The organism is Nocardia transvalensis NBRC 15921 (genome assembly GCF_000308875.1).
Classification (GTDB): domain Bacteria; phylum Actinomycetota; class Actinomycetes; order Mycobacteriales; family Mycobacteriaceae; genus Nocardia; species Nocardia transvalensis.
Genome location: NZ_BAGL01000008.1, coordinates 17,538 through 40,166 on the forward strand (window position 1 = coordinate 17,538; position 22,629 = coordinate 40,166).

The 22,629-nt window shown below is 68.7% G+C and carries 21 protein-coding genes; 8 read left to right on the top strand and 13 right to left on the bottom strand.

The window, feature by feature from the left end; genetic code table 11:
• The first annotated feature begins 6 nt into the window (after positions 1-6).
• Positions 7-1,662 carry a thiol reductant ABC exporter subunit CydC gene (gene cydC, locus ON41_RS04445; protein ID WP_085995609.1) on the top strand — a complete coding sequence of 552 codons (1,656 nt, stop codon included), beginning with the start codon at positions 7-9 and terminating at the stop codon, positions 1,660-1,662.
• A 305-nt stretch (positions 1,663-1,967) separates the two neighbouring features.
• On the opposite strand, the gene ON41_RS04450 is transcribed toward cydC, so the two are convergent.
• The 6 genes from ON41_RS04450 to ON41_RS04480 all read right to left on the bottom strand — a co-directional run bounded on the left by ON41_RS04450 (position 1,968) and on the right by ON41_RS04480 (position 6,191).
• A complete protein-coding gene (locus ON41_RS04450; protein WP_040745375.1) occupies positions 1,968-2,678 on the bottom strand; it encodes a heme-binding beta-barrel domain-containing protein in 711 nt (236 codons plus the stop codon).
• Between the two features lie 169 nt (positions 2,679-2,847).
• The gene (locus tag ON41_RS04460) at positions 2,848-3,153 is read right to left on the bottom strand and encodes a DUF1416 domain-containing protein (RefSeq protein ID WP_040745377.1); all 306 of its coding nucleotides are present in this window, start codon (positions 3,151-3,153) and stop codon (positions 2,848-2,850) included.
• A gap of 2 nt (positions 3,154-3,155) precedes the next feature.
• Positions 3,156-3,989 carry a sulfurtransferase gene (locus tag ON41_RS04465; protein ID WP_040745378.1) on the bottom strand — a complete coding sequence of 278 codons (834 nt, stop codon included), beginning with the start codon at positions 3,987-3,989 and terminating at the stop codon, positions 3,156-3,158.
• 55 nt (positions 3,990-4,044) lie between these two features.
• Entirely contained in the window at positions 4,045-4,524 is a 480-nt protein-coding gene (locus ON41_RS04470; RefSeq protein ID WP_040745379.1) for a DUF4395 domain-containing protein, read from the bottom strand.
• 270 nt (positions 4,525-4,794) lie between these two features.
• Complete coding sequence (locus ON41_RS04475; RefSeq protein ID WP_040745382.1) at positions 4,795-5,250, bottom strand: thioredoxin family protein; 456 nt, start codon at positions 5,248-5,250, stop codon at positions 4,795-4,797.
• Entirely contained in the window at positions 5,247-6,191 is a 945-nt protein-coding gene (locus tag ON41_RS04480; RefSeq protein ID WP_083905122.1) for an LmeA family phospholipid-binding protein, read from the bottom strand. The genes ON41_RS04475 and ON41_RS04480 overlap by 4 nt, the downstream gene beginning before the upstream one ends.
• Before the next feature lie 201 nt (positions 6,192-6,392).
• Between ON41_RS04480 and ON41_RS04485 the strand changes: the two genes are divergently transcribed.
• From ON41_RS04485 to ON41_RS04515, 7 genes are all read left to right on the top strand, one after another.
• Entirely contained in the window at positions 6,393-7,139 is a 747-nt protein-coding gene (locus ON41_RS04485; protein ID WP_040745384.1) for a winged helix-turn-helix transcriptional regulator, read from the top strand.
• An 85-nt stretch (positions 7,140-7,224) separates the two neighbouring features.
• The gene (gene mshD, locus ON41_RS04490; RefSeq protein WP_040745419.1) at positions 7,225-8,121 is read left to right on the top strand and encodes a mycothiol synthase; all 897 of its coding nucleotides are present in this window, start codon (positions 7,225-7,227) and stop codon (positions 8,119-8,121) included.
• Between the two features lie 240 nt (positions 8,122-8,361).
• The gene (pstS, locus tag ON41_RS04495) at positions 8,362-9,483 is read left to right on the top strand and encodes a phosphate ABC transporter substrate-binding protein PstS (protein ID WP_040745386.1); all 1,122 of its coding nucleotides are present in this window, start codon (positions 8,362-8,364) and stop codon (positions 9,481-9,483) included.
• Between the two features lie 92 nt (positions 9,484-9,575).
• A complete protein-coding gene (gene pstC, locus ON41_RS04500) occupies positions 9,576-10,544 on the top strand; it encodes a phosphate ABC transporter permease subunit PstC (RefSeq protein WP_246460923.1) in 969 nt (322 codons plus the stop codon).
• Positions 10,544-11,446: a phosphate ABC transporter permease PstA gene (gene pstA, locus ON41_RS04505; RefSeq protein WP_040745389.1), complete on the top strand. Its 903-nt coding sequence runs from the start codon at positions 10,544-10,546 to the stop codon at positions 11,444-11,446. Before pstC ends, pstA begins: the two co-directional genes overlap by 1 nt.
• Positions 11,447-11,464: 18 nt before the next feature.
• Positions 11,465-12,241 carry a phosphate ABC transporter ATP-binding protein PstB gene (gene pstB, locus ON41_RS04510; protein ID WP_040745391.1) on the top strand — a complete coding sequence of 259 codons (777 nt, stop codon included), beginning with the start codon at positions 11,465-11,467 and terminating at the stop codon, positions 12,239-12,241.
• Positions 12,242-12,375: 134 nt separating this feature from the next.
• On the top strand, positions 12,376-13,995 hold the full coding sequence (locus ON41_RS04515; protein ID WP_051160964.1) for a DHA2 family efflux MFS transporter permease subunit: 1,620 nt from the start codon (positions 12,376-12,378) through the stop codon (positions 13,993-13,995).
• Positions 13,996-14,072: 77 nt separating this feature from the next.
• Here the strand turns inward: ON41_RS04515 and phoU are convergent, their stop codons facing one another.
• The 7 genes from phoU to ON41_RS04550 all read right to left on the bottom strand — a co-directional run.
• On the bottom strand, positions 14,073-14,744 hold the full coding sequence (phoU, locus tag ON41_RS04520) for a phosphate signaling complex protein PhoU (RefSeq protein WP_040745394.1): 672 nt from the start codon (positions 14,742-14,744) through the stop codon (positions 14,073-14,075).
• A 98-nt stretch (positions 14,745-14,842) separates the two neighbouring features.
• Positions 14,843-17,122 carry an LCP family protein gene (locus ON41_RS04525; RefSeq protein WP_040745396.1) on the bottom strand — a complete coding sequence of 760 codons (2,280 nt, stop codon included), beginning with the start codon at positions 17,120-17,122 and terminating at the stop codon, positions 14,843-14,845.
• Between the two features lie 152 nt (positions 17,123-17,274).
• A complete protein-coding gene (gene dusB / locus ON41_RS04530) occupies positions 17,275-18,423 on the bottom strand; it encodes a tRNA dihydrouridine synthase DusB (protein ID WP_040745398.1) in 1,149 nt (382 codons plus the stop codon).
• A gap of 37 nt (positions 18,424-18,460) precedes the next feature.
• Positions 18,461-19,159, bottom strand: coding sequence for a TetR/AcrR family transcriptional regulator (locus ON41_RS04535; RefSeq protein WP_040745399.1), 699 nt, complete (start codon positions 19,157-19,159; stop codon positions 18,461-18,463).
• Complete coding sequence (locus ON41_RS04540; protein WP_218003351.1) at positions 19,156-20,388, bottom strand: FAD-dependent monooxygenase; 1,233 nt, start codon at positions 20,386-20,388, stop codon at positions 19,156-19,158. Before ON41_RS04540 ends, ON41_RS04535 begins: the two co-directional genes overlap by 4 nt.
• A 142-nt stretch (positions 20,389-20,530) precedes the next feature.
• Complete coding sequence (locus ON41_RS04545; protein ID WP_040745401.1) at positions 20,531-21,502, bottom strand: acyl-ACP desaturase; 972 nt, start codon at positions 21,500-21,502, stop codon at positions 20,531-20,533.
• A gap of 768 nt (positions 21,503-22,270) precedes the next feature.
• Positions 22,271-22,629: tetratricopeptide repeat protein (locus ON41_RS04550; protein WP_040745403.1), on the bottom strand; the 359-nt coding region annotated here is incomplete at its 5' end.

Below are 22,629 nucleotides of genomic sequence, written 5' to 3' on the forward strand. Positions count from 1 at the left end.
CGGCGCATGCGTGAGGTGTTGGAGCTGTCTCGGGGGCGGATCGTGGTGTCGATCGGGTGGGGGGTGCTGGCGCTCGGGAGTGGGCTGGGGCTGGCGGGGTTGGCGGCGTGGTTGATTGCGCGGGCGTGGCAGATGCCGCCGGTGCTGGATCTCAGCGTCGCGGTGGTCGCCGTGCGGGCGCTGGGCATATCGCGTGGGCTGTGCCGGTATCTGGAACGGCTGGCCACTCATGATGTGGCGTTGCGTGCGATGACGACCGCACGGACCGGTGTGTACTCGGCGCTCGCGGGGGCGGATATCTGGACTCTGCGGCGTGGCGGCCGGTCGTCGGCTACCGATGACACGGATCCGACGCGGCTGCGGCGCGGTGACCTGCTCACCCGGATCGGCGGCGATATCGATGATCTCGGGGCGGTGGTGGTCCGGGCCTTCGTGCCCATCGCCGTGGCCGTGGTGCTGTCCACGGCCGCGGTCGCGGTGCTCGCCGTGGTCTCGGTCCCGGCGGCCGCGATCCTCGCCGCGGCGCTGGCCGTCGCCGGGATCGTCGCGCCCTGGCTGTCCGCGCGGGCCGCACGGGAGGCGGAACTCGCCGTGCGTGACGACCGTCGCGAATTCACGGCGGCCGCGGTGACCGTGCTCGATCACGCCGCCGAACTGCGTGTGGCCGGACGCCTCGACGCTGCCCTCGCCGCGGCCGATCGCGCCGGGCGCCGGGCCGTCGCGGCGGAGGACCGCGCGGCCTCGCACAGCGCCTGGGCGGCCGCCGCGACCCCGGTCTCGATCGGCGCCAGCGTGCTCGGCGCCCTCCTCATCGGAATCGTGCTGTACGGCAGCGGAACCGGCGCACCGGTCGAACCCCTGCAACCCGCCGCGCCCGGCGGCATCACCCCCATGGCGCTGGCCGTCCTGGTCCTGCTGCCGCTGTCGGCGTTCGAGGCCGTCGGCGTCCTCCCGGCGGCCGTCCAGGCCCTCACCAACGGCCGTGGCGCCCTGCACCGCATCACCGCGGCCGAGCGACGGTCCGAGACGGACGCGGCCCACAGAACACGGCTGGGCGTTGCTGGTCCGGCCCGGTACGGCACAGCGGATCCGGACGACCTCCCGCGCGGACAGCGGATTGCCGTGGTCGGACCGAGCGGGGCCGGGAAGACGACACTGTTGATGGAGTGGGCGGGCCTGTTCGATACGCCCAGGCCCGGAATCACCTTCTTCGCCGAGGACGCGCACCTCTTCGGGACGAGCGTGCTGGAGAACCTGCGGGTCGCGCGCGGCGACCTGACCGAGGGCGAGGCCGAAACCGCTTTGCGCACAGCCGGGCTCGGGCTCTGGCTGGACGGGCTGCCGGACGGCGTGCACACCGAGTTGGTGGGCGGCGCCGCGGCGGTCTCGGGCGGCCAGCGCCGCCGGATCCTGCTCGCCCGCGCCCTCGTCTCCCCGGCCCGCGTCCTGCTGCTCGACGAACCCACCGAGCATATGGAGGCCGATCAGGGCGGCGAACTCCTGCGCGCGCTGCTCGACGCGCACAGCGGGCTGGTGGATCCGGAGCGCGTCGTCGTGGTCGTCACCCATCAGCTGCCGCCGGACCACCGCGCCGACACCGTGGTCGAACTCGCGCCCGGCGGTCGCGCGACGATCCGCGACGCCGCGAATTATTCCCTCTGACCAGCGATTCCGCCGCACGCGAAAATACGTTGCCGACCGGCCGCACGCCCACTAAATTCGTTCGTACACGAGGAAGGAGGTGGTTCCCAGAATGAGTATTCAGCGGACACGTGAGGTGGCTGCCGGCTAGGCACCACCGCTGCAGACGGATTGCCGTTCGCGCGAGCGCCGAGTCAATCCCAGGCAGCCACCCGGCCCCCGAGCTCCCGGTTTGTCCGATCGGGATCGCGAGAGACAAGCTCTCCGCGATAAAGCTCGGGGGTCGTTCCGTTTTCGGGGTTCTCGGAAATCTCGGGGGATGTGGTTCAGCCGATGTAGCGCTGCAGGCGGGCCGAGAGCCGCGGCTCGAGGGCCCCGTCGGCCTCCACGCGCTCCTCGACGTACCCCAGATCGCCGCCCTCGACGATGCCGTAGAGGCGCTTCGCCCCGCCCACGACCGCGCCGGACTGGCTGCGAATCACCACATCGGTGGCCAGCTCCCAGGACGACTGGGTGAGGGCCTGGCCGTAGAACAGTTCCACGACGCCCGAGCTGTGCGTGAGCAGCAGCTCGATGACCTCGTCGTCACCGTCGATGCCGACCCGCCAGAAACCGCTCTCGCGCAGATCCGGGCCGGTGTACTTGCCGTCGCCGTCGAGCACCCAGGACCGCGAGTCCCAGGCCAGATAGTCGCCGCCGTCGTGCGAGACGACGATCTGCTGGCCGAAGTGATAATCCCCACGCTCGGCGTCGTTACCCTCGCCCTCGCCGCGCCAGACGCCCACCAGCGGCAGCAGCGCCAGCATGGACGAACTCAGATCCGGGCCCTCGCGCAGGTTCGCGGTGTCCTCGGGCAGCGGTAAGCCCGGCAGCTGGGGGATGTTGCGGGCCGAGGTGGTCTTCGCGCGCTCGGCCGCGTCGGCGACGGCCGCGTCGCCACTGCGACGGGCCTCGCCCGTGGAACGACCGGCCGACGCCTCGTGCGTCGTGCCGTTCGCTGGTGCTTTGTCGACGTTCTCGTGCGCCGACTCTGTCACGACTCGGTGAACAGCCGGTAGAGGACGTAGAGCCCGAACCAGGCGATCACCACGGTGACCAGGATCAGCAGAATCTCGAAGGCAAGAACCACGATTCGAAGTCTAACGACCGCGGGCCACGGATACGAAACGGCCCCGGGTTGGGAACCCGGGGCCGTGTCGAGGAGAACTACTTGGCGACCTTGACATCCACGCTGTGGATGCCGGCGCCCTCCGGCTGTACCGCCGCCGAGCCGTTGCCGGCCGACGACAGCGCGCGGATGGTCCAGCTGCCCGGCGCGGCGAAGAACCGGAAGTCACCGGTTCCGGAGGCCACGACCTCGGCGGTGAACTCGTCGCTGGAGTCCAGCAACCGCACGAACGCGCCACCGACCGGGTTACCGTCGGCGTCCAGCACGCGGCCGGTCAGGACGGTTTCCTTCTCGGTGTCGACGTTGGCGGGTAATGCCTGTCCCTGGGTAGGTGCTGCGCACATGGTTATGCTCCCAACTCGATCGGTGCACCGACGAGGGAGCCGTACTCGGTCCAGCTCCCGTCGTAGTTCTTGACGTTCTTGTGGCCCAGCAGCTCCTGCAGCACGAACCAGGTGTGCGAGGAGCGCTCGCCGATGCGGCAGTAGGCGATGGTCTCCTTCTCGCCGTCGAGCCCGGCCTCCTTGTACAGGGCGGCCAGTTCCTCGTCGGACTTGAAGGTGCCGTCCTCGTTCGCGGCCTTGGACCACGGGACGTTGATCGCGCCCGGGATGTGGCCGGGACGCTGCGACTGCTCCTGCGGCAGGTGGGCCGGGGCCAGGATCTTGCCGGAGAACTCGTCGGGCGAGCGCACGTCGACCAGGTTCTTGGTGCCGATGGCCGCGATGGCGTCGTCACGGAAGGCGCGGATGGACAGGTCCTGCTCGCCGGCCTTGTAGGTGGTGGCGGGGCGGGACACGGCCTCGGTCGACAGCGGGCGCCCGTCGAGCTCCCACTTCTTGCGGCCGCCGTCGAGCAGCTTGACGTTCTGGTGGCCGTACAGCTTGAAGTACCAGTAGGCGTAGGCGGCGAACCAGTTGTTGTTGCCGCCGTACAGGATCACGGTGTCGTCGTTGCCGATACCGCGCGCCGACAGCAGATCCGAGAACTGCTCCCGGTTGACGAAGTCACGGCGAACCGGATCCTGCAGATCCGTCTTCCAGTCGAGCTTCACGGCGCCCTCGATGTGGCCCGTGTCGTAGGCGGAGGTGTCCTCGTCGACCTCGACGATGACGATGCCGGGGGCGTTGAGGTTCTCTTCGACCCAGTCTGCGGAGACCAGGGCATCGGAGCGAGCCATGTTGTTCCTTTCGATGTGACTTACCGGAGCGGGGGTGGGGTTCGGGGGAGTGGGGTCAGTCGGTCGGTGCGGCCTGCTTGGGCAGCAGCCGCTGGACGAACGGATAGATCTGGCAGCCCAGGCAGAAGCCGAAGGCCGCGTTGAGGAACGCCGCGAACAGCGCGAAGCCCGCGAAGACAGCGCCGACGACGGTACTGCCCGCGGCGAAACCGATGAGGCTGAGCACCGCGAACACGCCGCCGACCAGCTGCGCGAACCGCAGCGGGGCCACCGGTTCGGTCTCGGTGACCGGGCCGACGCGCGGGGCCACGAACCGGGCGTACAGCAGGCCGTACGGGCTGCGCCGGGGGCCGTTGAGGGCACCGACGGCGAAGACCACCGCCTGCAATGCGATCAGCACGGCCGCGAGTGCGGCGGAGAAGGCCGAGGCGATCAGCACCAGCACGAGAACGCCGGTGGTGACCCAGGCCGCGAAGCGAGGGCCACGAACGTCCACGCGGGTGGATGTGTCAGAGGTGTTGATGGTGTCGGACATCGGAGGAACTCCTGCGCTGCATGGGTCTATCTGTCAGGTATTTGCCAGATCACCGCGATCACGAGAATCACTCGTACGGGTGGAAAAACCGGTCGGCGTCAGAAGCAAACGAAGGGCCGACCGGCTACATGCACAGGCAGCAACAACCGCCGAGCCGGCACAGATCGACTGTGCGGCGTCGGGTGAGCATCAGCTCTCGGCGGGTTTGCACGGCTAGCAGTTTACCTGCTTCGGCGCGAGAATTGGACCCCGGGTCGGTAACTCGAGTTACTAAGCGGCGTCACGCATGGTCAGCGGGGTGATGGCGCTGTGCAGGTCGGTGGCCTTCGGGACGCCCGAGATGCGGAATCGCTCCCGGCCGTCCGCGTCGAAGATGAACGTGGTCGGCAGCGACAGCACGTTGAGCTCCTTGGCCAGGGCGGGCTCGGCATCGATATCGATCTCGATGTCCAGCGGTGGCTGCGGGGCATCGGCGAGATCGGCCACGACCCCCGCGACGACCCGGCGAACCGCGTCGCACGGGCCGCACCAGTCGGCGGAGAAGTGCAGCACCGCGGGCGCGGAACCCGTCACGCCGGCCGCGGCCAGCAGCCGGCCGCGCGCACCGGAATCCGCCGCGATCGGCTCGGCGGAGGTGGCGCGCACCCGGCCCGCCCGGTACCGCCACACCAGCCCGAAGGCGAGAGCGGCCAGCAGGACCAGCACCAGGATCGTGATTTCGGTCATGGTCGGGCGAACCTGTTCATATCGATCGTCATGTTCTCGCCCTCGCCTTCGACGATGATGTTGCCGCCGAGGGCCTGGACCTTGGTCGGATGCACACCGAAGGGCAGGTCCTTGGTGTCGATGGTGCGCGTGAAGCGGGCCAGCACCGCGTCCTTGTCCAGCTCGGGGCGCTGCTGCGTGGTCGAGGTGATGGTGGCGGTGTCCGGGGCCTTCTCGCGGTAGAGGTCGGTGGCGACGATCCGCACCTGATCGCCGTCGAGCAGGAGGTTCACCTTCACGCTGACGCTGACCTTGTCGTTGCCGGTCCCGGTGCTGTCGCCCGCGCTGGTCTCCGATCCGACCGGGATGGTCCCGGTGAGGATGTAGGCGCCCTGCGTGGTCGACCCCGTGCCGCCGGAGCCGCCGGTGCCGTCGGATTTATCCGCCGGTGGTCCGGTCAGCTGCAGGTCGGGGACCTTGAACAGGCGGCCGAGTTCGACCGGTTCGATCCGCATCCGGCCCGCCACCCGGTCCACCGGGACCGAGCGCATATTGCCGTCGACCAGGTCGCCCACGGGCAGGTGCACGCCGTTGAGGGTGGCCTCGACCCGGATCTCGCCGGGAATGTCGCGGCGGTCGGCGCGGGCCTTGATCTCGACATTGCTGTAGTCGCTGCGCAGCGCCTGCGCCAGGAACGAGAAGGCGTGGATGGTCACTTCCGGATCGGCGCTGAGTTCGCCGCCGGCGCGCAGCGAGCGCGAGACGCGGTACTCGGAGTAGGCGGCGGCGGTGAAGTCGATCACGACCGCGAGCGCGAACACCAGCGCGAGCCCGCCGATGATCTTGCGCGCGAGGCCACTCCTCCGCGCCTTGTCTCCGGTGGTCGAGTGCGTGGGGAGTTCCTCGCCGGGCCGGCGATCGTGATCGGCCCGAGTCTCGGGCGTACCCGGTGAGTTACCCATGTACGCACGATATCTGTTGCCGCGTCGCGGGGTCCCATCGTGGGCGGGTCGAACCGGCACGCGTGGACGGGCGGGTTGCCTGGAATGCGTGGTCATTGCACTGGACGCGCTAATGTAGGCACGAATTATCTGTGCGGACGAGCATTGATTCGCGTTTGACACCGAGGTTGCCGCGGACATGCCAGATTGGGAGGAGAGCTTGTGGAGCTGCTCCTGCTGACCTCCGACCCGAATCCGGAGTCGGTGCTGCCGTCGTTGGCGCTGTTGCCTCACAACGTGCGGCCGGCGCCCACGGAGGTGGCCTCCCTGCTGGAGGCGGGCTCCGCGGATGTGGCGTTGGTGGATGCGAGAACCGATCTGGCCGCGGCCCGGGGACTGTGCCGATTACTCGGCAGCACCGGGTCGTCGGTGCCGGTCGTGGCGGTGCTGACCGAGGGCGGCCTGGTCGCGGTGAACGCGGACTGGGGCCTGGACGACATCCTGCTGCCCGGCACGGGCCCGGCCGAGCTGGACGCGCGACTGCGACTACTGGTGGCGCGCAACGGCGGCGCGGCCAGCCCCGAGAACTCGGGCAAGATCACACTCGGCGAGCTGGTGATCGACGAGGGCACCTACACCGCGCGCCTGCGCGGCCGCCCGCTCGATCTCACCTACAAGGAATTCGAGCTGCTCAAGTACCTCGCGCAGCACGCCGGCCGGGTGTTCACCCGCGCGCAGCTGCTGCAGGAGGTGTGGGGGTACGACTTCTTCGGCGGCACCCGCACGGTCGACGTGCACGTGCGACGGCTGCGCGCCAAGCTCGGCAGCGAGTACGAATCGCTGATCGGCACGGTCCGCAACGTCGGATACAAGGCCGTGCGCCCGTCCCGCTCCAGCAGCAAGGGCGAGCCGACCAACTTCCCCGACGACACCGACGGCCCCGTGGAAGAGAACGGGTCCGACGGGTAACTCTCGTAGGATCCCACTCTCGCGGACAACAGGCAGGAGGTGGCGTCGCGTGGCTGACCGCGGCGAACCGGACGGTACCCCGCAGGTGCGGACCGGCTGGAGCGATCGGGTCGAGGCCGGGACGGCGCGGCGGATCCGCGACGTCCTCGCGCGGGCCACCGAGGCCGACGGGGTCGCACCCGTCTCCGAACAGGCCGTGCTGTCGCTGGATACCGCGACGCCGGCGCGGCACCTGGTGGCCGCGCTGGACGGTGACGTGCTCGGGTACGCGAATCTCGTTCCGGCGCACGGTGAACATCCGGCGATGGCCGAGGTGGCCGTGGATCCGCGGCATCGCGGCCGGGGCATCGGCGCCACGCTGGTATCCACCGCGCTGACCGCCGGCGGCCCGGGCGCGCGGGTCTGGGCGCACGGCAATTCGGCCCCCGCGCGGGCGGTCGCGGGTCGTCTCGGATTGACCGTGGCGCGCGAACTGTGGCAGATGCGCCGCCCGCTGGCAACACCCGAGTTACCTGAGCTGTCGGTACCCGATTCGGTCCTGCTGCGCACCTACGCCGGGCCCGAGGACGACGCCGAACTCCTGCGGGTGAACAACGCCGCCTTCGACTGGCACCCCGAACAGGGCGGCTGGTCCGAGAGCGATATCGCGGTACGCAGGGAATCTCCCTGGTTCGACCCGAAGGGCCTGTTCGTCGCCGCCGACCCCGCGGATCCCGCCCGGATGCTGGGCTTTCACTGGACCAAGGTCCATATCGACGAGAATCCGCCGGTCGGCGAGGTCTACGTGGTCGCGATCGATCCGGCCGCCCAGGGCCGCGGGCTGGGCCGGCTACTGACCCTGGCCGGTCTCCACTACCTGCGCGACCGCGACTTGGATGAGGTGCTGCTCTACACCGAGGCCGACAACACCGCGGCCGTGCACACCTATACCCGGCTGGGGTTCGCGACCTCGCATGTGGACGCCGCCTACGCGGCCCCCTGACCACTTTTCCGATGGCGTGGGTAACACTGCGGCAAACGTCACAGGCCTAGCGTGCAATAGCGCCGGGTTGTTCACCCTGCGTTCACTTGCCCTGGTCCAACTGTCAACCGGCCGAACCTAGTTTACTTGTGGGTGGCACTCGCTGCCTGGTGCGCAAGTTCGGTGCGAACGAGCACCACACGGCACCCGTCCGGTTGTTGAGGGACCGGGCGTGTACGAACTGATTCCCGGAGGACATAGGTGAATCTCAAGCGCAGCGGCGCCCTGCTGGGCGTGCTGGCCGCGGCAGGGGCCCTGACCCTGACGGCCTGTGGCAGCGACGACAACACGACCGCTACCGGCGACAACACGTCGAAGGTCGATGTCGCCTGCGGCGGCAAGAAGGCCCTGAAGGCCAGCGGTTCGTCGGCACAGAAGAACGCGATGGACCGTTTCGTGGCCGCCTACGAGGCGAACTGCGACGGCCAGTCGCTCGACTACACGTCCAGCGGCTCGGGCGCCGGCGTGAACGAATTCATCGGTGGCCAGACCGATTTCGGCGGTTCGGACTCCCCGCTCGACGCGAAGAAGGACGAGCCCAACAAGGCCGCCGCCCGCTGCGGCGGACCCGCGTGGGACCTGCCGACCGTCTTCGGCCCGATCGCCGTCACCTACAACATCGACGGCATCACCGACCTGGCGCTGGACGGCCCGACCACGGCCAAGATCTTCAACGGCCAGATCACCAAGTGGAACGACGTCGCGATCCAGAAGCTGAACTCCGCGAACGCGAGCAAGCTGCCGGACCAGGACATCCACGTGATCTTCCGCAGCGACGAGTCGGGCACCACCGACAACTTCCAGAAGTACCTGGACGCCGCCTCCGACGGCGCGTGGGGCAAGGGCTCGGGCAAGTCGTTCGCCGGCGGTGTCGGCGAGGGCGCCAAGGGCAACGAGGGCACCTCGGCCGCGATCAAGAACACCAAGGGTTCGATCACCTACAACGAGTGGTCGTTCGCCCGGTCGCAGAACCTGACAGTGGCGCGCATCCTGACCAGCGCCGCGTCCAAGCCGGTGGAGCTGACCGCGCAGTCGGCCGCCGCCGCGATCGCGTCCGCCAAGATCGTCGGACAGGGGAACGACCTGGTCATCGACACCAGCTCGTTCTACAAGCCGACCGATCCGGCCGCCTACCCGATCATCCTGCCGACCTACGAGATCGTCTGCTCGAAGTACGCCGACGCCGATACCGCCAAGGCGGTCAAGGCCTTCCTGACCTCGGCGATCAACAACGGACAGAAGGGCCTGGACGAGTCCGGATACGTTCCGATCCCGGACGCGTTCAAGACCAAGCTGACCACCGCCATCAACGCCATCTCCTGATTGCGTAGCAGCCCATGACCGTGCACGACGAAGCCACCGCCGCGGACCGGTCGGAATCGACCGGCCCGCGGGCGGGCGGAGATACTCCACCTATGCCCAGCGAATCCAGCACCGAACCGGAGCAACGCGGACGCGCGCACAGCGCACGAGCGGAATTCTTCTTCCGTTCACTAGCCACGGCCGCCGGTGCGACCATCGTCGCGGCGATCGCGCTCATCGCGCTGTTCCTGTTGATTCGGGCGGTTCCGTCGTTAGCGGCGAACAAGGCCAATTTCTTCACCAGCGCGGAATTCAACGTCACCAATGCCGACGATATGCACTTCGGCATCCGCGACCTGTTCATGGTCACGGTGCTGAGTTCGATCCTGGCCCTGGTGATCGCGGTGCCGCTCGGTGTCGGAATCGCGTTGTTCCTGACGCAGTACGCGCCGAAGGTGCTGGCGCGGCCGTTCGCCGCCGTGGTGGATCTGCTCGCCGCTGTGCCTTCGATCGTGTTCGGTCTGTGGGGATTTCTGGTGCTGGCGCAGAAGCTGGCGCCGTTCCAGCAATTCCTCAACGACAATCTCGGCTGGTTCTTCCTGTTCAAGACCGGCAACGTATCCATCAGCGGCGGTGGCACGATCTTCACCGCCGGCGTGGTGCTGGCGGTGATGATCCTGCCGATCATCACCTCGGTCAGCCGCGAGGTGTTCAACCTGACGCCGCGCGCGCACATCGAGGCGGCGCAGGCGCTGGGCGCCACCAAGTGGGAGGTGGTGCGGATGACCGTGCTGCCCTACGGCCGCAGCGGTGTGATCGCGGGATCCATGCTCGGCCTCGGCCGCGCGCTCGGTGAGACGATCGCCGTGCTGGTCGTGCTGCGGACCGCGGCGTCCCCCGGACACTGGTCGCTGTTCGACGGCGGCTACACCTTCGCGTCGAAGATCGCCTCGGCCGCTTCGGAATTCAGTCAGGCGCTGCCCACCGGCGCCTACATTGCCGCCGGTTTCGTGTTGTTCGCGCTGACCTTCGTGGTCAACGCGCTGGCGCGGGTCGCGGCCGGCGGGAAGGTGAACGGCTGATGTCCACGACCACACTCGACCGCCCGGTCAAGGCGCCCGCGTTCCGGCAGATCAGCACCGGCCGCCGCATTCGCAATCACATCGCCACGGGCACGATGTGGCTGAGCTTCCTGATCGCGCTGATCCCGCTGTGCTGGGTGCTGATCCTGGTGGTCAGCAAGGGATTCGACGCCGTCACCAGCAGCGGCTGGTGGGGCAAGTCGCAGAAGGGCATCCTGCCGGACCAATACGGCGGCGGTGTGTACCACGCCATCTACGGCACCATCGTGCAGTCGGCGGTGGCCGCGGTGATCGCGGTGCCGCTGGGCATCATGGCCGCCGTCTACCTGGTCGAATACGGCCGGGGCTGGCTGGCCCGGACGACCACCTTCATGGTCGACATCCTCGCCGGCGTGCCCTCGATCGTGGCCGCGCTGTTCGTCTTCGCGCTGTGGATCGCCACGCTCGGCGCCCCGCAGAGCGCCTTCGCGGTCTCCCTGGCGCTGGTGCTGCTGATGCTGCCGGTGGTGGTGCGCAGCACCGAGGAGATGCTCAAGCTCGTCCCCGACGAACTGCGCGAGGCGTCCTACGCCCTGGGCATCCCGAAGTGGAAGACCATCCTGCGGATCGTCGTGCCCACCGCGGCGCCCGGCATGATCAGCGGCATGCTGCTGGCCATCGCCCGCGTCATGGGTGAGACCGCGCCCGTGCTGGTCCTCGTCGGGTACTCGAAGTCGATCAACACCAACCTGTTCGACGGCAATATGGCGTCCCTCCCGCTGCTGATCTACCAGGAGCTGGCCAACCCGGAACCGGCCGGCCGGTGGCGCGTCTGGGGCGCGGCGCTGACGCTGATCCTGATCATCGCGCTGCTGTATCTGGGAGCCGCGGTCGTCAACAAGCTGCTCACCCGGAACCGATAGAAGCGAACGGAATTCGACATGGCCAAGCGGATCGACGTCAAAGATCTGAACATCTACTACGGCAAGTTCCACGCGGTGGCCGAAGTAGCGTTGACCGTGCTGCCCCGCAGCGTCACCGCCTTCATCGGTCCGTCCGGTTGCGGTAAGTCCACCGTGCTGCGCTCGCTGAACCGCATGCACGAGGTGACCCCGAACGCCCGCGTCGAGGGTGCGGTGCTGCTCGACGGCGAGGACATCTACGGCTCGCAGATCGACCCCGTGGGCGTGCGGCGCACCATCGGCATGGTGTTCCAGCGCCCGAACCCGTTCCCCACCATGTCCATTCGCGACAACGTGGTGGCCGGGCTGAAGCTGCAGGGCGTGCGCAACAAGAAGGAACTCGACGAGGTCGCCGAGCGGTCCCTCAAGGGCGCCAACCTGTGGAACGAGGTCAAGGACCGGCTCGACAAGCCGGGCGGCGGCCTCTCCGGCGGTCAGCAGCAGCGTCTGTGCATCGCCCGCGCCATCGCGGTGTCGCCCGACGTGCTGCTGATGGACGAGCCCTGTTCGGCGCTGGACCCGATCTCCACGCTGGCGATCGAGGACCTGATCGCCGAGCTGAAGAAGGAATTCACCATCGTCATCGTCACGCACAACATGCAGCAGGCCGCGCGCGTGAGCGATCAGACCGCCTTCTTCAACCTGGAGGCGCAGGGCAAGCCCGGCAAGCTGATCGAGATCGACGAGACGGAGAAGATCTTCTCCAACCCCTCCCGCAAGGAGACCGAGGACTACATCTCGGGTCGCTTCGGGTAGGCGTGTGACCGCCACCACATTCCCATAGGCACTGTTAGCTGGGCCGTCTCCTACCACGGTCGGTTGTATGCAACTCGCAGTAACAAATACTGTTCGAGGCACTACACCGATCGTTATAGTCAGGGAGGCATGGGATGGCGGTATCAACGGCGAGCCGGTCCGGGTTTCGCGTGGCGCCGGCGGTGCGGGTACGGGTGCTCGCCCTGCTCGCGATCTGCCTGGCGGAACTGCTCGTAGTCCTCGACAACACGCTCGTGAACGTCGCGCTGCCGTCCATGGCGGTGCAGTTGCAGGCGCGGATGAGCGGGCTGCAGTGGATCGTCGACGCGTTCACGCTCGCGTTCGCGGGTCTGCTGCTGGCGCTCGGTCATCTCGGCGACCGGTTCGGGCGACGGCGCGTGATGATCGTCGGGCTGGCGGGCGTCGCGGTCATGTCGACCGCCGGGGCCCTGTCGACCTCCCTCGGCCAGGTGATCGCCGCCCGCGCCGGAATGGGGATCTTCGCGGCCGCGGTATTCCCGGCGACGCTCGCCCTGATCATCAACCTGTTCCCCGAGGCGCGGGCGCGGGCGGGCGCGATCGCGCTGTGGACGGCCATGGCCGGGATCGCGGTGGCCATCGGCCCGGTGACCGGCGGCTGGCTGCTCGAGTACTTCAGCTGGCATTCGGTCTTCTGGATCAACGTGCCGATCGCGCTGCTGGCGATCGTGGCCGTACTGCTCGTCGTCCCCGAATCGCGCGCCGAGCACACGGGACGACTCGACGTGGTCGGCATCGGGCTGTCGCTGGTGGCCGTGACGACGCTGGTGTGGACGATCATCGAGGCGCCCCGGCAGGGCTGGCTCGCCGGGACGAGCCTCGCCGGGTACGCGGTGTCGCTGGTGCTGCTGACGGCGTACGTCGCGTGGGAGCTGCGGGTGGAGTCGCCGGTGCTGGATGTGCGGCTGTTCCGGATCCGGCGGTTCTCGGTGCCGGCCCTGGCCATCACCGTGTCCTACTTCTGCGCCTTCGGGTTCCTGTTCCTCATCACCCAGTACTTCCAGGGCGTGAAGGAGTTCACCCCGCTCCAATTCGGCGTGCACTCATTGCCTTTCGCGGCGGCCGTGGGACTCGGCGCTCCGGTGGCGACCTTGGTGGCGCAGCGCGTCGGGACCACCATCACCCTCCTCACCGGCCTGGTCCTCCTGGCGGCCGGGATGTACCTCGCGGGCCAGGTGAAGGTCGAGACGCCGTACCTGGGACCGGTGCTGATCTCCATGGTGCTGATGGGTATCGGATTCGGCGTCGTGCAGGGACCGGCCACGGAGTCGATCATGGGTTCGGTGTCGCTGGAGGAGGCCGGGGCCGGATCAGCGGTCAACGACACCACCCGCGAGGTGGGCGGCACGCTCGGCGTCGCGGTGCTGGGCTCGATCATGACCTCGATCTACACCGACCGCGTCGGCTCCCGCATCGACGCGATTCCCTCCGCGATCATGAGCGACACCCAGAAGAGCATCGCCCGCGACACCCCCATCAGCGTGGTGGAGGTCGTCAAGGCACCCATCAGCCCGTTCTTCGCCGGCGCCAAGACCGACCTGGTCCACGCCATGAAGGTCGCGGCCCTCGAGGGCGCCCAGGCCGCCTCCTACCTCGCGGTCGGCGCGCTGGCCGTCTGCGCGATAGCGGTGGCCGCCCTCCTACCGTGGAAGCCGGAGCGGCGGAAATCGGTACTGCTGGGCTGGCGAGGCAGCGAAAACACCCGAGCCTCATAGTTTCCGGCACGCTTTTGGCCGGAATCCACGGTGACCCCGGCCACAAGCGTGCCGGGGAACGGGGTGGGAGGGGAGGGTCAGATCTTCTCCGACTCGGTGTCCGGGTCCGGGGGGACCACGCCGGTCACCAGGAAGACGACGCGGCGGCCGATCTCGACGGCGTGGTCGGCGAAGCGCTCGTAGTAGCGGCCGAGCAGGGTGACGTCGACGGCGGCGGCCACGCCGTACTTCCACTCCCGGTCCATCAGGAGGGTGAACAGGTGGCGGTGCAGGTCGTCCATCGCCTCGTCGTCCTCGTTGAGCTGCGCGGCCCGCTCGGGGTCGCGCGTCTCGAGGACCTCGCGGGCGGCGGCGCCCATATTCACCGCGATCCGGCCCATCTCGGCGAAGTAGCCGTTGACCGCCTCGGGCAGCGCGTGGTTGGGGTGGCGGCGGCGCGCGACCTTGGCCACGTGCAGCGCCAGCGCGCCCATCCGGTTGACGTCGGAGACGATCTGGATGGCACTGACCACCTGACGCAGGTCCCCGGCGACCGGCGCCTGCAATGCGAGCAGCGCGAACGCCTTCTCCTCGGCCTGCGTGATCATCTCGGAGATCTGGTCGTACTCGGTGATCACCCGTTCGGCCAGGCTCAGATCGGCCTGCAGCAACGACTGCGTCGCCCGATCCATCGCGCTGCCCGCGAGACCGGCCATCTCGCCCAGCATATCGGCGAGACCGGCCATTTGTTCGTTGTAGATGACACGCATGAAACCAAACACTAGTTCCCCACGCTGACCAAGTCACGAACGATGGGTGAACCTGCGGTGTTGCCGGGAGCTAACCGAATTCCGCAGGTGAGCGCCACCTACTTGCAGTTGTCGTCGGCCGCGTTCACGTGCTCGAGGTCGGACGGCAGTGTGGCCGGAGTCTCCCCGTCCGCACCTCCCGCCGCGGCGGTCGGCACATCCGGCAGCGGGCTGCCGAACGGCGTCGGCGCGTGTACGGTCCCGCCGAAATCGGAGCCCAGCGCCAGCTCGACGATGCTGCCCAGTCCGGAGGTCGACTCCAGCGTCGCGCCCGGAATCGCGGACGCCACGGTCGCGGCCTCGGCCTCGTGGCCGGACGAGTAGCGCACCTTGGTCGCCGGGATCGTTCCGCCCGAATAGTTTCCGACGTTGTAGATCTGGAAGCCCTGGTTGGACAGCTTGGTCGCCGTGGTGTTCGCGAGGCCGCCGCTGCCGGAGCCGTTGGAGACCTGCACCGAGAAGGTGCTCGGGTCGACCGCGGTCTGCTGCTGCTTGGGCGGCGGGGGCGCGGCGGCCTTACTCGGCTCGGGCGCCTTCTTCTCGCCGGGCAGCGGCTGATCGTCGATGACCGCCTTGAAGATCTCCTTGATATCCGATTCGCGCGGGATCTCGTTGCCGTAGGAGGTGGTGCCCGCGGTGGGCACGGTCAGGAAGGTGATCGCGCCCGCGTCGACCTTCTGCAGCGACCGGCCCAGCATCAGCAGATCCTTGGTGTTGACGGCGTCCATGAACGCGTGGTTGGAGAACGCGTTGATGAAGCCGTTGAGCTTGCCGATGTCGAACAGCACCTTGCTGGACAGCGCGCCGCGCAGCAGCGACGACAGGAACAGCTGCTGGCGGTGGATGCGGTCGTAGTCGCTGCGCTCCTCGCCGTAGACGTGCCGGGCGCGCACGTAGTCCAGCGCGGTCGGGCCGTTGAGCATCTGGCGTCCGGGATTGGGCAGGATCGTGCCGAGTTCGTCGTCGACGAGCGGTTTCCGGGTGCACACCTCGACGCCGCCGATGGTGTCGACCATCGAGGAGAAGCCGTTGAAGTCGATGCCGATGAAGTGGCCGATGCGCAGGCCGACGAGCTTCTGGATCACCTTGGTCAGGCACTTCGGGCCGCCCAGGGCGTAGGTCGCGTTGAGCTTGTCGCCGGCGGCCTGCGGGAACGTCGTGCTGTTGTAGGTGGCCTTCTCGTTGTCCCAGCCCTCGCAGGACGGGCGGGTGACGTCGAGGTCGCGGGGGAACGACACCGCGACGACGCGCTGCCGGTTCTCGGGGATGTGCACGAGCATGACCGTGTCGGCGCGGGCGCCCTCGGCGTCCTCGGTGCTGCCGGCGCCGACGTTGCCGTCCACACCGGCGCGGGTGTCGGTGCCCACGATGAGGAAGTTCTCGTCGCCGAGCTGACCGCCGGGGTCGACGATGTCGTCGGATTTCTCGTCCAGCGCCGAGACCTGCTGGAAGCCGTTGTCGGTGGCGCGCAGGTAGTTCCAGCCGATACCGGTCACCAGCAGGGCCAGCACGGCCACGAAGGCGGTGGTCCCGCGGCCCACCAGCTGTAGGCGCTGCTGCTGGCGCTGCTTGCTCTGGGCGAGCCGGGAGAGCGTCGGCGCGCCCACGGTCTTGGGGCGGGCGCCGGTCGAGGGCCGCTCCGCCGGGCTCTCGCTCTCGGGGACCGGGAGTTTGTCGGTCGCGGGGTCGACGGGTGGCCGTCGCCCGCCCGCCGGCGCCGGATCGGACGGCGAGGATCCCGGTGCCCGGATGGACGCCGCGACGGGACCCAGCGCGGCGGCCGGCGCCACGGTATCGGTGGGGCGATCGTCCGCGCCGGGCGGCGGGGGCGCTTTGTTGCCGCGCGGCGGCGGAGCGGGCTGGCCCTGCGGGGGGACCGGATTGCCTTGCGGCGAGGGCGGCTGGTTGCCGCGCGGTTTGCCTTGTGGCGGTGCCTGATTGCCCTGCGGCGGGGGAGCCTGATTGCCGCGCGGCGATAGGGGCGGTTGGCCTTGCGGCGGTGGTGCCTGGGGTGGGCCCGCATTGCCCCGCGGCGGCGGGTTGCCCTGCGGCGGTTGGTTGCCGCCACGGCGGCGGCGATCCGCGGGGGGCGGTGGCGGCGGCGCCGCGGCACGCTCTGCGGCCGCACGTCGCGCTCGCCGCCCGCCACTGCGCTCGTTGTCGACCTTCTGCATCAGGTCGTGCACGGTCACCGGACCGGAGCCGGACGAGTCGTCGTCGGCGTGCCGGTTACGGCGTGGGGAGGGGTCGTCGTCACCCGAATCGGGAGCAGGGTAGCGCTCCCACGGGGCGCGACCGCCGGGCCCGGACGTGCGTCCGCGCCGCTCGTCGTCACCCACCAAGGAACCTCGCTTTGCTCATCGTCTCCGACCGGACCTTGATGTGTTTACCCAAGGCTGGGTGAACCGCTCGGAGGCGCACAGCATCACCGGTCTCGAGCCATGATAACGATTCAGCCACGATGAGCTACTTGAAGGTGGAACGTCGCAGGTCAGCCACCAGAGTGCATGACGTCGGCGGCCGTGGGGACGGACGCGTCCTCCGGATCGTCCAGCCAGCCGTGCGGGAGGCTCACTTTGCCCGGGGAACCCTGGCGGCCGCGGGGGCCCTCGGCGTCCTTGGGGAAGGGGGCCGTGGGGTCGAGGCGGCCGATCAGGTCCTGGAGTTCGGTGAGGGTCGAGACCGAGGCGAAGCTGCGGCGGAGGTCGGCGCCGACGGGGAAGCCCATGAGGTACCAAGCCATGTGTTTGCGCAGGTCACGCAGGCCCTTGTCCTCGCCGTCGTGATCGGCGAGCAGGGTGGCGTGGCGGTACAGGATCTCGCCGACGCGGCCCAGGGTCGGGCCCTCCGGCACCGGGTCGCCGCGCAGCGCCGCCTGCAGCTCGGCGAACAGCCACGGCTTGCCGAGGCAGCCGCGCCCGACGACGACGCCGTCGCAGCCGGTCTCGTCCATCATGCGCACGGCATCGGCGGCGCTGAAGATATCGCCGTTGCCGAGCACCGGGACGGTGGTGACGGCCTCCTTCAGCCGCGCGATCGCCGACCAGTCGGCGGTGCCGGAGTAGCGCTGCGCCGCGGTGCGCGCGTGCAGCGCGACGCTCGCGGCGCCCTCCGCCTCGGCGATGCGCCCGGCGTCGAGGAAGGTGACGTGGTCGTCATCGATGCCGATGCGGAACTTCACCGTGACCGGAACGCCCGCCGGTTCGGCCGCCGCCACCATGCTGCGCACGATCTCCCCGAACAGCCGCCGCTTGTACGGCAGCGCGGAGCCGCCGCCGAGCCGGGTCACCTTGGGCACCGGGCAGCCGTAGTTGGTATCGATGTGATCCGCGAGATTCTCGCCGACGATGATCCGGACCGCCTCGGCCATCGTGGCCGGATCGACGCCGTAGAGCTGCATCGATCGGGGAAACTCGTTCTCGCCGAACGACATCATGTGCATCGTCTTCGGATCGCGCTCCACGATGGCGCGGGCGGTGATCATCTCGCACACGTACAGCGAGGTCGGGCTGCCGAACTCCCGGCACAGTCTCCGGAACGCGAGGTTGGTGATCCCGGCCATCGGCGCGAGCACGACCGGCGGATCGACCGCATAGGGGCCGATCCGCAGCTGGGGGCGCGCCTCGATAACCGCAGTCATGGTTCCCAGTGTCTCAAACGCGGCGCAGTGGCCGCGGTCACCGTAGGGAGGCGAGCACCGATTCGCGGGCCTCGCGCAGCAGACGCAGGCCCTCCTCGGCCGTCGCGCGGACCTGATCCGGGCCGCCGCGCTCGGGGCCGAGCAGGGTGGTGACGGCGGCGGCCATGACCTGTTGAGGGTCGGGGACCGTGCAGTCGTAGGGCAGGTCGGGGGAGAGTTGCGCGTCCACGAAGCCGAGCAGCAGCGCCTGGAGCGCGTACGCCTGCTGGTCCAGCGGCCAGTCGGTGCGCGCGAGATCGTGCCGCCGCCACACCGGCAGCACCATGTACATCAGGGCGCCGGGGCCGAGCGTGCCGATCAGATCGCGGCTGCGCGGATGCTCCGCGAGCACGCCCAGCAGATCGGCGTCGCGGGTGTGCAGCGCGCGCACGAAGGGGTGCTCCAGGCCGGTGGTCGCGAGCCGCGGGAACAGCCGGTGCGGGCGGGCGAGATCCGGATCGGCGGTCAGCGCGCGGACGTACCCGTCCAGCATGGCCAGGAAGTCCCGGGCGAGCAGACCGTGGAAAAGTTCCTGTTTGGTCTTCCAATACAGGTAGACCGTGCCCTTGCCGATGTGCGCGCGCTCCGCGATCTCGGCGATCGTCACCCCCTTGAACCCCCGCATGAACACCAATTCCTTTGCGGCGGCGAGGATTCGGACGGCCTTGTCGGAATCCGCCACACCCGGCGCGGTCATCGCGGCGCTCCCGTCCGGGCGAGATCGCGTTCCTTCATGCGACTCGCCTTGGTGGACTGGACGATTCGCTGGATCGCCGGCCCCGTGCGACGGTCGCGCTGCAACCGCCCGAGAATTCGGAAGACCCTGATCTGACGGCGGTTGGCCGGCGTGAAGAACGTGCACATATCGCGCCCGAGACGCTGGTAGTACTCGATGGCCGGGCGCAGGGCGCGATCCCATTCGGCGCACGCCCGCGCCGGATCGCCGGGATGTCGTCGCAGCATCGTCCCGAGCAGTTGCGCGCCGGTCAGCCCGGCGGAGGCGCCCATCCCGGAGTACAGGCTCACGCACCAGGCCGCGTCGCCGACGAGCACCACCCGCCCACGGTGCCAGCTGTCCATGCGCACCTGTTCGACCGCGTCGAACAACACCTCGTCGGTGGCCTCCAGTGCCGCGAGCACCTCCTCGAGCGTGCGGCCCAGGGGCTCGGTGCCGAAGACCGTCCGCATGCGATCGGCGGGCGCCGCGCCGAGTTCGGCGTCGACGTCGTCGGTGCGATAGGACATGAGCACGGTGGACGGCCGGTCGGCGAACGGGAAGATCCACATCGACCTGTTCGGTTCCAGCAGGGTCGCGCCGTCGCCGTCGGCGAGATCGCTCAGCGCGCGCTCCAGCCGGAAGGCGGCGATCACGTAGTCGAGCCGGCGCAGATACCGCTCGGGCGGCCCGAAGGCCAGCGACCGGACCGTCGAGTGCACCCCGTCCGCGCCGATCACCAGATCGAACCGCTCGGTGACCGAGGCGCCCGCGGCGGTGTCGGTGAGGGTGACGGTCACGCCGTCGGCATCCTGATCGATCCGCGTCGGCGTGGTGGAATAGCGAATGTCGGTGCCGGCGGGCAACTTCGCGTACGCGGCCTGCTCGATATCCCCGCGCAGCATCATCCACGGCCGGCCCGGGAGATCCTTGAAACCCAACCCGCGCCTGCGGTTTCCGTGGCGGTCGAGCTGGAAGTTGGCGCCGTCGAACGCCGCCCGGTTGGTGATGCCGTCCAGGATGCCCAGTCGCGCGGCGGCCGCGCGGCCCGTGCCGAACAGCCCGACGAAGTATCCGCCGGTGCGCCGCCCCGCCGCGCGTTCGACCACGACCGGCGTCCAGCCGATCTGCCGCAGCCGGATCGCGGTCGCGGTGCCGGCGATGCCCAGCCCGACGATCAGGGCCCTGCCGTTGCTCCGCGTTCTGTCCACCGGCACAGAATAAACTGACCGATATCGTCATCTGGTCAGTTTGTGAGACGTGACACAGCCGATCTCGTTGTGCGACCGGCTGATTACACAACAGCGCCCCGGGTCGCGGAGGCGACGCCGGGGCGCTGGGGGGCGAGAGGTGTCAGCTCGCCGAGCTGGAGGCCAGCTGGCGCTCGCGCTTGGCGGCCTCGCGGGCCAGCATGCGGTCGCGCTGCTCCTCGAACTTCAGGACGTCCTGGCCGAGCTTGTCCAGGAACAGGCCCAGGCGCTCGCGGGTCTGCTCACCGCGGGCGGTGAAGTCGTCGCGCTCGAAGATCTTCCACTTCTTCAGCACCGGCTGCACCACCTCTTCGAGGTGCTGGCGCAGGTCGTAGATGCCGTGCTTGGCCATCAGCACGCCGTTGCGGCGGAAGTTGGGCATGCCCGCGCCGGGCATCTGGAAGTTCTCCAGGATCAGCGTGATCGCGTCCAGCGCCTGATCGGGCGCCAGATCCAGGGCCGCACCGCACATGTTGCGGTAGAAGATCATGTGCAGGTTCTCGTCGGCGGCGACGCGCTGCAGCATGCGGTCGGCGATCGGGTCGTCACAGACCTTGCCGGTATTGCGGTGCGAGACACGGGTGGCCAGCTCCTGGAAGGTCACGTACGCGACCGAGTGCAGGAACCCGGCGTCGGCCTCGGCGGGCGAGGCGAAGCCGTTGGTCATGTGGATCATCCGGGCCTCTTCGAGGGCGACCGGGTCCACGCCGCGGGTGACGACGAGGTAGTCGCGCATGACGATGCCGTGGCGGTTCTCCTCGGCGGTCCAGCGCCCGACCCAGGTGCCCCAGGCGCCGTCCTGGGAGAAGTTCTCGGCGATCTCACGGTGGTACGAGGGGAGGTTGTCCTCGGTGAGGAGGTTGGTGATCATCGCCGCCTTGGCGACCTCACCGAGCTTCGACTGCGACGGGTCCCAGTCCACGCCCCCCAGCGCGGCGAAGTTGCGGCCGTCGTCCCAGGGCACGTAGTCGTGCGGGTGCCATTCCTTGGCCATCGACAGGTGCCGGTTGACGTTCTGTTCGGCAACCGGCTCCAACTCCGTCAGTAGTTCGAGTTGAGTCAGATCCCTTGCCATAAACTTTGCCCTTCGGTGTGTCGTACTCGTGTTCGTCAGTCCCCCTTGGCCTTGCCGCCGCGGCCCATACCTTACGGCACCGTAGGTGTGATGCGAAACGCATCTGGGTGACTTCACAGTGTCCGTGATGGAACTCATATGACGACGTCGGGACGGGTACAGCGGTTCCGAGTGTAGGTGTGCGTGCGGGGCCTCGCAGACTATCGTTGCGGAACCCACAATGTTAGCTTCACGGTGAAAAACCGCCCACCGCAAGGGGCGATGGGCGGTTCGTATGCCACCTGCACGGTCTGCTCCGCCTGCGGATTGCCGGTCTGTGCCTGCGCCCCGCCGAACAGGGCGGGCAGCGTGGCCTTCACCGCGGCCGAGCGGGCGATACGGAAGATTTGCCAGCTCGTGACCGGAGCGACGACAACGGGCCGGAGCGCTACCGCTCCGGCCCGTCGAGGGTGCCCCCACCAGGGCTCGAACCTGGGACCTGCGGATTAAAAGTCCGTTGGTCTCGGTCGCTATCAAACAGCAGGACATTCGTCAATATTCAGGACATAAAAGGTGTTCTACGCAGTGAAAATTCGTTCGATATCAGTTTGACTCACGGGGCATGAGCGTACACGCCGATACTCCTATCTGCCCCATTTCTGCCCCATAACGGCCCGATACGTGCCCCACGTCGTCAAGCTGGCGGGCTAGATGTGTTACCTCATGACCTTGGTCTCGTTGGGCGATTACGCAACTCGTCGGCGGCGCTCTGGCGGCGCGGAGGAGTGATCACGTGCGCGTGTGCGTTCGGGGTTCGAGTCGACGTAGGTAACGGTGGTTTTCGTGTGTTTGTGTAGATAGAGCTCTATCCGGCGCGGCGTCGGGTTGGCTGGTGTCCTCCGCTTTGCGCCACCAGGTCTCGGCCTCGGCGAGGTCGTCGCGGTTTTGGAGTAGAACCCCGAGGTTGTTCATGGCGTCGGGGTTGCCGGTGTCGGCGGCTTTGCGGGTCCAGGTCTCGGCCTCGGCGGAGTCGTTGCGGTCTTGGAGTAGGGCCCCGAGGTTGTTCATGGCGTCGGGGTTGCCGGTGTCGGCGGCTTTGCGGGTCCAGGTCTCGGCCTCGGCGAGGTTGCCGCGGTCATGGAGTAGAA

What these genes read in the sequence shown, in the direction of transcription:
- phoU (WP_040745394.1), bottom strand. Translation starts at nt 14,744, where the DNA reads ATGCGTGTCATCTACAACGAACAAATGGCCGGTCTCGCCGATATGCTG.
- ON41_RS04470 (WP_040745379.1), bottom strand. Translation starts at nt 4,524, where the DNA reads ATGTCCGACACCATCAACACCTCTGACACATCCACCCGCGTGGACGTT.
- cydC (WP_085995609.1), top strand. Translation starts at nt 7, where the DNA reads ATGCGTGAGGTGTTGGAGCTGTCTCGGGGGCGGATCGTGGTGTCGATC.
- pstC (WP_246460923.1), top strand. Translation starts at nt 9,576, where the DNA reads ATGCCCAGCGAATCCAGCACCGAACCGGAGCAACGCGGACGCGCGCAC.
- ON41_RS04460 (WP_040745377.1), bottom strand. Translation starts at nt 3,153, where the DNA reads ATGTGCGCAGCACCTACCCAGGGACAGGCATTACCCGCCAACGTCGAC.
- ON41_RS04535 (WP_040745399.1), bottom strand. Translation starts at nt 19,159, where the DNA reads ATGACCGCGCCGGGTGTGGCGGATTCCGACAAGGCCGTCCGAATCCTC.
- ON41_RS04545 (WP_040745401.1), bottom strand. Translation starts at nt 21,502, where the DNA reads ATGGCAAGGGATCTGACTCAACTCGAACTACTGACGGAGTTGGAGCCG.
- pstA (WP_040745389.1), top strand. Translation starts at nt 10,544, where the DNA reads ATGTCCACGACCACACTCGACCGCCCGGTCAAGGCGCCCGCGTTCCGG.
- ON41_RS04515 (WP_051160964.1), top strand. Translation starts at nt 12,376, where the DNA reads ATGGCGGTATCAACGGCGAGCCGGTCCGGGTTTCGCGTGGCGCCGGCG.
- ON41_RS04475 (WP_040745382.1), bottom strand. Translation starts at nt 5,250, where the DNA reads ATGACCGAAATCACGATCCTGGTGCTGGTCCTGCTGGCCGCTCTCGCC.
- ON41_RS04480 (WP_083905122.1), bottom strand. Translation starts at nt 6,191, where the DNA reads ATGGGTAACTCACCGGGTACGCCCGAGACTCGGGCCGATCACGATCGC.
- dusB (WP_040745398.1), bottom strand. Translation starts at nt 18,423, where the DNA reads ATGACTGCGGTTATCGAGGCGCGCCCCCAGCTGCGGATCGGCCCCTAT.
- pstB (WP_040745391.1), top strand. Translation starts at nt 11,465, where the DNA reads ATGGCCAAGCGGATCGACGTCAAAGATCTGAACATCTACTACGGCAAG.
- ON41_RS04465 (WP_040745378.1), bottom strand. Translation starts at nt 3,989, where the DNA reads ATGGCTCGCTCCGATGCCCTGGTCTCCGCAGACTGGGTCGAAGAGAAC.